General features: G+C 44.8%; 4 protein-coding genes. 3 read left to right on the forward strand and 1 reads right to left on the reverse strand.

The annotated features are described in order from the left end of the window. Window positions 1-850 precede the first annotated feature (850 nt). Genes ACUVQO_RS22910 through ACUVQO_RS22920 form a run of 3 tightly spaced genes read left to right on the forward strand, consistent with a single transcriptional unit; the run spans window position 851 to window position 2,133 of the window. Complete coding sequence (locus ACUVQO_RS22910) at window positions 851-1,369, forward strand: hypothetical protein (protein ID WP_445928131.1); 519 nt, start codon at window positions 851-853, stop codon at window positions 1,367-1,369. Between the two features lie 59 nt (window positions 1,370-1,428). Next, window positions 1,429-1,902, forward strand: coding sequence for a Fe-S cluster assembly sulfur transfer protein SufU (gene sufU, locus ACUVQO_RS22915; RefSeq protein ID WP_445928132.1), 474 nt, complete (start codon window positions 1,429-1,431; stop codon window positions 1,900-1,902). Between the two features lie 36 nt (window positions 1,903-1,938). Continuing rightward, window positions 1,939-2,133, forward strand: coding sequence for a hypothetical protein (locus tag ACUVQO_RS22920; RefSeq protein WP_445928133.1), 195 nt, complete (start codon window positions 1,939-1,941; stop codon window positions 2,131-2,133). A gap of 267 nt (window positions 2,134-2,400) precedes the next feature. Here ACUVQO_RS22920 and ACUVQO_RS22925 read toward each other — a convergent pair whose 3' ends face one another. Next, window positions 2,401-2,721: a Mo-dependent nitrogenase C-terminal domain-containing protein gene (locus tag ACUVQO_RS22925; protein ID WP_445928134.1), complete on the reverse strand. Its 321-nt coding sequence runs from the start codon at window positions 2,719-2,721 to the stop codon at window positions 2,401-2,403. Window positions 2,722-2,989 lie beyond the last annotated feature (268 nt).

Below are 2,989 nucleotides of genomic sequence, written 5' to 3' on the forward strand. Positions count from 1 at the left end.
CAAGCTTCATACTGAACACGCTCTTCCTCTGGACGCTTATTTGCTTAGAGGATGTCGTAAAAGCCTGTCTCTTTGTCACCCTGACAACTTGAAGTCGCGGCTATCCGGAGAAACCCTGTCGACGCAGGTTACTGAAAAGCTGGATGGTATTGAGTCTGCGTCGGTAGACCTAGTGAGTGTAGTCGCAGTTTTAACCGCCAGATACTTTTCTTTGGGAGTGTCACCTCTTTGGGGGTGTCGCCTATATTTATGTCGAAATATTGCGCTAGTATGTGCTCGTTTAACCACTTATTAACTTCCTTTAAAGGCTCTTTTAATTCAAATTGAAAATGCTATCTTTTATATAGACACAAAGAGCAAAGAAAACCTCTTCAAATCAAGGCTTTTGGACTTGTGTCTCCTTCCAAAGCCACTGCGCAACTAGTGATTAAGTTCAATCTATCGTCTATCGTTTCGGCATAATTGAATATCAATCGCGTGACTCTTAAGTGACGCTTTCAGGTTGGTTATTCCCAACTGATTGTCAGGGAAATTGCACAACTGATGACGTTCAGTGCACTATCAGTGACTTCCAGAAAGAGTACACTATCAGTGACTTCCAGAAAGGAGGGCAAATCGTTATTTCTCATCTATCTCACTGGTTGATTGCAGTTTAATTCTTTGTCCACCCTTATTAGTACAGATTCTAATTTGATAGTTCTTAAGAGTCTGGCAGCCTTCTGTCAGACTTATTTTAATTTTTTAATTAAAAATTTAATGTTAAAAACTCCGTTCGTTTCAAGAGGAGTATTGATTCCATTGATTAAGCTCAAAATGATTAAGCTCAAAAGTAGGTTCTATTGAGGCAATTATGGCTAGCGCTTCTAGTCTTCAAGACAGTTCCTCTTCGTGGAAAGTCATTCTTTTATTAACCCTGGGCTTTTGGTTAAGCAGTATTCTCATGCTGGATGGAATTGTCATGCCCGCACTTTACACCTCCGGCATGATGACAGACCCCAATTTTGCGATCGCAGGCTACTCTCCATTTTCTCTTTTTAATCAAATTGAATTACTCTGTGCAGGTCTGATACTCACCAGCATTTTAGGCTTGCGCTATAGTCAGCATCCCTGGAACCGTCCAGGGTGGGTGACGGTTTTACTATCCCTGTTGCTGTTAGCAACTGCACTGGTAGATACCTACGGCTTCACCCCGCAAATGAGCGCTCTAGGTCTACAACTCAACTGGTTTGTCAAATCCAGCCAATTGCCTGCATCTATGAATCAACTTCACCTTGGCTACTGGTTATTCGATGGACTAAAAATTACTGCTAATGGCTTATTGCTCTGGCTATATAACCGCAAAACGAATCCAGTGACGATGATGGAATGATAGGTGGAGGGGTAGACGCTAGGATGGAGGAAGATAAACCTAGTGGATATACACAACTCATGACCTCTTTGGGCAACCTCCGCGATCTGTATCAGCAAGTCATTCTGGAACGCTACAAAAAACCCCGGCATCGGGGCCAAACGAATCCTGTGGATCGGTATCAGAAAGGCCATAATCCCTCCTGTGGGGATACGATCGAACTGACGTTGCGCCTGAACCCATCTGGGGATCGCATTGAGGATGTCAAGTTTGAAGGGGAAGGATGCGCGATCGCGATGGCTTCGGCTGACTTGATGGCAGAAGCGATGCGAGGTCGCAGCGTGGATCAAGCGATCGCCATGGTGCAGCAGTTTCAGGACATGATGAAAGGCGGCACAGAATTTCCTGCCGAGTTCCGGAAGCTGAATGTAATGCAGGGCGTTTCCCAATTCCCTGTCCGCATTAAATGTGCCACTCTTACCTGGCATACCCTGAAAGCGGCTCTGGAATCTACCAATACTCAACCTTCTGAGGAGTATGTCAGCAACGAGTAGGGCAAACTCGATAGTTGAAGGCGCATGGTAAACGACATGCCCCTAGTTAATTGGGAACCTTCCCCACTCCCGACGGATTTAATTTTTGACGATGGCGAACCGCTGGAAGCCAATCGTCACCGGATTGCCATGAATGTGTTGATTGATTCAGCATGGCAAGCCTTATCTGATCGATCGAACTGCTTTACGGGCAGCAATAGTTTGTCTATTACCGCCGCAATCAGGCCATGAACTGGGATTTCAGAGGGCCATATTTTTTTGTGGTGCTGATGTGGGTGGCGATCGCGAACAGCAGGGCTGGCTGGTCTTCACAGTAGCGGTTCAGCAGAGTCACGCTTTTGGATCTGGATGTGGTTGCTCAGGCCAGTCTTTTATTCTCGCGCAAGCGATCGCCGGTTCAATCAGAATTGCCACCATTTCAGGCAGCGATAGACATTCAGAAGCAATGGCCAGATCCCCGACTTCGTAGGGATTTTATTTTCATGCAAACCCTTGAGCTTAGCAATAGCACTGAATATCTTCGCCGCATTCATCAGCCAGATAGCAAAGTGCCCGAAACCGTAGATTAACCACTTCTTCGTAAAAGGGGTTTAGTTTGCAGAGGGGTGGAATGTGAGCAACCTGACGACCAAACACTGTGATATCTCGCTCAAAGGGACATTGAGAGGGGACTATCCGACAAATCCAATGGGCCATGAAAGAACTTTGGATTTCCAGTTGGTCAAGTTGCCGACGCACAGGACTCAGCAAATCGAAGGATCTAATCCTGTTGTTGAAGGAAGATGGGAGAGCCTGTTGATTACTAACCAGAGCGAACATTCAAAATTCCTCTATAAACTTCATAATAGTAGTCTAGCTATAATCAGTTGAAATGAGAATATCCGAAAAATATAAATAAATTTTATATTTTATAATTTTGGCTTAACTCCCTCTGGATCTCCAACTTCTGATCAAAATCACGCTAAAACCCTGAGATTTGAAGCAGAAGTCGGAAATCCGAAGTTTAGAAATCAACGATCGCAATTAACCAAGTCCAGCTAGAGAACGGTCGTTTTTCTATAAGAGAAACTACGGTTCTGGACTTGGA

Source organism: Leptodesmis sp., from assembly GCF_052746595.1.

Coding starts and splice junctions, on each gene's coding strand:
- ACUVQO_RS22920 (WP_445928133.1), top strand. CDS start 1,939: ATGCCCCTAGTTAATTGGGAACCTTCCCCACTCCCGACGGATTTAATT.
- sufU (WP_445928132.1), top strand. CDS start 1,429: ATGACCTCTTTGGGCAACCTCCGCGATCTGTATCAGCAAGTCATTCTG.
- ACUVQO_RS22925 (WP_445928134.1), bottom strand. CDS start 2,721: ATGTTCGCTCTGGTTAGTAATCAACAGGCTCTCCCATCTTCCTTCAAC.
- ACUVQO_RS22910 (WP_445928131.1), top strand. CDS start 851: ATGGCTAGCGCTTCTAGTCTTCAAGACAGTTCCTCTTCGTGGAAAGTC.